Origin of the sequence: Levilactobacillus suantsaii, from assembly GCF_004115745.1 — a bacterium.
Taxonomy (GTDB): Bacteria; Bacillota; Bacilli; order Lactobacillales; family Lactobacillaceae; genus Levilactobacillus; species Levilactobacillus suantsaii.
In genome coordinates this window covers 1-5,316 of sequence record NZ_QXIL01000046.1, presented here as the reverse complement: position 1 = coordinate 5,316, position 5,316 = coordinate 1, and the positions used below count along the sequence as shown (strand labels likewise).

Here is a 5,316-nt window from a genome sequence, read left to right as displayed (position 1 = left end):
AGGCCTTGTTGAACCCGGGCGACGAGGTGGCCGTGGAAGTGCCGACCTATATCGGGGCACTGGCGGCGTTCGACCTGTACCAGCCGACCTACCACGCGGTGCCGCTGGAACCAGACGGCTTGGACTTAAACGCGTTGGAGGAGACGTTAAAGCGCCATCCTAAAATCAAGTTGCTTTACACGGTGCCAGACTACCATAACCCGACCGGCATCACCATGAGCGTGACCAAGCGCCAGCAACTCGTTGACCTGGCCAACCGTTACGACTTCGTCATCTTGGAAGATACACCGTACCGCGACCTGGGGTACGAGGCAGCACCATTACCGGCCATCAAGAGCTTCGACACCCAGGGCCGGGTAGTCTTTTTATCGAGCTTCTCCAAGATTTTGATGCCCGGCTTGCGGACCGGCTGGCTGGTGGCCGATGGGGACCTGCTCGCGGCCATCATGAAGGTGCGCCTCGCCAGTGACCTGGAGACTACTAACATCACCCACGCGGCGATTGCGGCCTACATGCAAGCAAACGACCTCGACGCCCATATCCAGACGTTGAAGACCCACTACCGCGCCCAACGCGATGCGATGGTGACCAGCCTGGAACAAGACTTCCCGGACGAGGTGAGCTTCACCAAGCCCGCCGGCGGTTTCTTCGATTGGGTCACCTTGCCTAAGGGGATGAACGCCGCGACTCTATTGACGGACACGATGATCCCGCGGGCCCACGTGACCTACGTGCCAGCGACCAACTTCTACCCGAACCGTGACGTGACCAACGCCATGCGCCTAAGCTTTAGTGGCCTGGAGCCGCAGGTCATCACCACGGGGATGCGCCGGTTGGCCGACCAGTTGAAGCTGGCCATCCACCGCCAGGCCCCCGTCCTGTAACTCGACTCGTCAATTGCCTCGCTTTGGTCAGTGACCCGGCGAGGCTTTTTGTGTGGTTACAGCGTTAAGTTAAGTAACCGGTTAGACGTAACTTATAATAGGAAAAACTTGAGTCACCACGACCGTCAAACTAACCAATCTAAAACCGGCATACCGTGACCCACTGGCAATAAAAAAGGGGGGCTAACCCCCACATAAAAAGGCGTTCCCGAGAAAATTCTCGGAAACGCCGATCGACCCGCTACCGCTGATGGGCTGATATCTCGGCATGTGTGCCGCGAGACAGGTGACAACATATCAAACAATCAACGAAATTCGATTCGGTAGCGCTGTTCGCCGTCGATACTGCGAACGGTCTCTTCCAAACCATCGGTCAAGCGCCCGTCGCACCAGAAGCTGGGGTGGGCGTGACCGGTAAAGGAGAAGGTGTAACGTGCCGTGTGCGCTGAACGGGATACAGTGAGGTAACCACGGTCTTGGTCAGACAACTGAACGACTTGATCTTGTTGCTTGGGATCAACGTAAATCGTGAGCATATCTCTCGCCTCCGACTTAATTATACGGGGTTCGACCGAAAGTTATAATCAATTAGAAAACTAAATTAGGACTACCTTAACTAGATGGGGCAACACTGCATTATCAGTAGAAAGAGAGACCGAAAATATATAAATGGACTAGGCACGAAAAAATGGGCGAGCGGTCGCGTCACCGACGAAAATGCCGAAATAAAAGACCGGCGATTACATTTCGCCGGTCCATTCCCTTAAAGAGATTAGTCGTTTCCGTTCTCCGCGGAAGCGATCACTTTAGGGTAACATTGTGTTGCCAAAAAGCATCACCCCCTTTCATTTGATACCTGCAGTTTAAACGCCTAAACGAAGAAAAGCAAGTAACTTATCCTACCTTAACGCCGCTTTAAAATTAACGGAATTTAAATCTCATAATTTTTCTAATAATGAAAACGGTACAAATAACAGATGTGTTACAAAAATCGTTATAATGTTTCATTCAGAAGACAAAAAGAGCGATTAGCTTGTTTATAAAGAATGTAATCGCTATAATCATAGTTGTAGTTGGGGGATAGGAGCATGAATTATTAGTGACTTAATAAAATTCTTAACAAAATCACTAATATCGTGATATACTATTCCTGCTTGATAGATTACATACAATATGTTTGGAGGAAAAAGAATATACAATCAAGTTTAAAGAAATCTCTTTACTTGGGTCTTGCTGCATTAAGCTTTGGTGCCGTTGCTACCGTCTCCACCACTGCTTCTGCTAAGTCCTATGCTAAGGCTGGTGCTTACTCAACGTTAAAGGCAGCTGCTACTGACCGGAACGTTGAAGCTACTGGTACTAACGCCCTTTACACGAAGCCAGGTACTGTTAAGGGTGCCAAGGTCGTTGCTTCGAAGGCCAAGATGGCTGAATTAGCAACTTCCAAGAAGTCTGCTAACTACTTCCGTGCTTACGGGACTAAGACTACTAACCGTGGTTCCGTTTACTACCGTGTTGTTACCATGGACCAAAAGTACCGTGGTTACGTTTACGGTGGTAAAGTTGCTGATACCTTTGGTGGTGGGATCAAGAAGGATGAAACTACGACCGCTAACACGACCGACACTAACATTGGCAAGACGGTTTACTTTGCTAACCCTGGTAAGACTAATGTTACGTGGACTGCACCTAAGTATACGCAATACAAGTCTGGCGCTTCCAAGAACGTTGTTAGCACCCAACCATTCTCTGGCGATACTTTGAAGATCACGAAGGCTGAAACTAAGACTCGTGAAGGCTCATTGTACTACTACGTTGAAGACCAAACTCATCCTTCTGTAAGTGGCTGGATTTACAATAAGGCCGTTACTGATGATGCTAGTGTTGCCTTTAACCAAGCAACTGATGTTAAGGTAAACTTTGTTAACGATGGTAAGACAGTTGCTAGTGGCATCTTACAGGACTTAAAGGCTGATGGCGGTGACAGTGCTGCTAATGCTGTTGGGACTTCTGTCGGTACTGATGCAACTAGCAAGGTCGTTACGACTTCTGGTTCTACCACCACTACTACCGCCTGGACTAATAAGGCCTTGAAAGGTAGTGGCTACACTTACGACTTCTCTAATGCTAATGCGGCTGCACTGTTAGCTGCTAAGACAGGTGATACAATCACTCTCAATGTTAAAGCAGGGAATCAAGTAACGACGCCACTTTACTTCTACAAGTCTTCTGGAGATGTTACTTCTTCTGCTACTCAGTTAACTGTATTCCAGGATGCTACGAAGACGCCTGCTAATGCAGAAACGATTGTCCTTCCTACGTTAACTACTGGGTTCAAGGGTGTTAGTGGTGCTGATTACACTTCTGCAGATTTGAATTCATTTGCTACTACTAATAAGTTGACGAACCTTTACACGCCAACCTATAAGACTTCTGATGGTAACAATGCTTACACTGAATACACGTTAGTTTCTGCACAAGCTGGTACTTACAGCGTTAGTGGTCAAGCTCAACTTGTATACACTGCTAAGGAATACACTAATGCAACGTCACCAGTTGGCGATGGTACTACTAACTCAACTCAAACTGATACTGGTCAAGTTGTAGGTGATAACCCAACTACTACTACGACGGTTACGCCAGGTGCTGATTCAGATTCTAGTAAATAAATTTTGAATTAACATCTGTTAAATAGACTGTTTAAAAGGTATCTGGATCTAATTAGGTCCAGGTACCTTTTATTTTTTCAGTTTTTATCAACTAATTTTGGTTTTTTGTCAACCGGTGTTGATGAGGAGTGTTACTGGAACCTAATTCACTTTCGAATTGGGTTCCTTTTCTTTATTCTGATTTTAAATTCAAATGGAATTAAGCATGCCTCATTGAGAAGTTAATTTTAATCGAATATAATTAACACAAAAATTACCTACTGTGGTTAATCATTTAGATAAAGAGTGACCCGTGTCATCCTTTTTACCAATTTGGCAGTCGATTTTAGAGTCGTATAGCATTTTTAATGAAAGCACTTATATATCTACGATTGGAGGCTTTTTTATTCGAATATTTATATCGAATTTGCGTCAGACCGTTGAAAAAAGTTTCCAAAGGTAGGGGAGCTTGGTATACTTACTTCGTAACAAAATTCAATTACTTAGGGGAGAATAAAATGCAATCTAGTTTGAAGAAAACGTTGTATTTAAGTTTAGCCGCAGTTAGTTTAGGTGCCGTTTCATTGGTATCCACAACTTCTGCTTCTGCAAAGTCATATGCAAAGGCATACGCCTACCACACTTTGAAGACGGATGCGACTAAGCGTAATGTTGAAGCTACTGGAACGAACGCGCTTTACACGAAGCCAGGAACGGTTAAAGGTGCTAAAATTGTTGCTTCCAAAGCAACTATGGGGAAATTAGCTACTTCCAAGAAATCGGGAGACTACCTCCGCGCTTACGGTGTTAAGACGACTAACCGTAACTCCGTTTACTACCGAGTAGTAACGATGAACGGTAAGTACCGTGGCTACATTTACGGTGGTAAGACAACTGATGCTTTCGCTGGCGGGATTAAGTCTGCTGAAACGATGACGAAGGCAGATATGCCTAAGGAAACCACGGTTTACTTTGCAAACCCTGGTAAGAAGAACGTTACTTGGGATGCACCATACCTGACTCAGTATAAGTCTGAAAAACAAGTGGCTAACACAATGCCATTTGCGGGTGACAAGCTGGTCATCACTGATGCTGCGAAGAAGACTCGTGAAGGCTCATTATACTACTATGTCAAAGATACTAACCATCCTTCCGTAAGCGGTTGGATCTACAGTGAAGTTGTTACGACTGATGCTAATGTTGCTTTCAACCGAGCTACTGATGTTAAAGTAAACTTCACTAATAATGGTAAGACCGTTGCTACAGGTGTCTTGAAGGACTTGCTTGCCGATGGTAGTACTACTGCTAAGGCCAAAGCTGTTGGAACTTCAGTTGGTACGAATGCCACTGGCAAGGTTATTAAAACTGACGCTGCCGGTAAGGCAAATGATATTACTGATTGGACTAAGGGTGTCTTAAAGGGTAGTGGATACATTTACGAATTTTCTAATGCGAATGCTTCTGCTTTATTAGCTGCTAAGACGGGTGACACTATTTCGCTTAGTGTAAAAGCGGGTAATCAGGTAACTACGCCACTTTACTTCTACAAGTCTTCTGGTAGTGTTATTGAAAAAGCTAGTCAATTAACTGTATTTAAAGACAAGACCAGTACGCCGGCCAATGCAAATACGATTGTTCTGCCTAAGCTGACTACTGAATTTAAGGCCCAAATTGCAAGAACAAATTAGCCACACGACAAATCCTATTAAATCAGTATTTTCATTAATATTCATATTTTATGGACTTAACTTAACCGGCGGAAGCAGCGGAGAAAAGCTCTTTGG

The 5,316-nt window shown here is 45.2% G+C and carries 4 protein-coding genes; 3 read left to right on the top strand and 1 reads right to left on the bottom strand.

Annotated elements, in window-relative coordinates; genetic code table 11:
• Positions 1-884 (top strand): aminotransferase-like domain-containing protein (locus DXH47_RS11325; RefSeq protein ID WP_137975630.1); only part of this gene is annotated, 884 nt, incomplete at its 5' end.
• Between the two features lie 305 nt (positions 885-1,189).
• On the opposite strand, the gene DXH47_RS11320 is transcribed toward DXH47_RS11325, so the two are convergent.
• Positions 1,190-1,420, bottom strand: coding sequence for a hypothetical protein (locus DXH47_RS11320; RefSeq protein ID WP_129033411.1), 231 nt, complete (start codon positions 1,418-1,420; stop codon positions 1,190-1,192).
• 687 nt (positions 1,421-2,107) lie between these two features.
• Here DXH47_RS11320 and DXH47_RS12050 point away from each other — a divergent pair.
• Both DXH47_RS12050 and DXH47_RS12045 read left to right on the top strand, forming a co-directional pair.
• Positions 2,108-3,553 carry a hypothetical protein gene (locus DXH47_RS12050; RefSeq protein ID WP_318531353.1) on the top strand — a complete coding sequence of 482 codons (1,446 nt, stop codon included), beginning with the start codon at positions 2,108-2,110 and terminating at the stop codon, positions 3,551-3,553.
• Between the two features lie 497 nt (positions 3,554-4,050).
• A complete protein-coding gene (locus DXH47_RS12045; RefSeq protein WP_191985854.1) occupies positions 4,051-5,220 on the top strand; it encodes a hypothetical protein in 1,170 nt (389 codons plus the stop codon).
• Positions 5,221-5,316 lie beyond the last annotated feature (96 nt).

What these genes read in the sequence shown, in the direction of transcription:
- DXH47_RS11320 (WP_129033411.1), bottom strand. Translation starts at nt 1,420, where the DNA reads ATGCTCACGATTTACGTTGATCCCAAGCAACAAGATCAAGTCGTTCAG.
- DXH47_RS12045 (WP_191985854.1), top strand. Translation starts at nt 4,051, where the DNA reads ATGCAATCTAGTTTGAAGAAAACGTTGTATTTAAGTTTAGCCGCAGTT.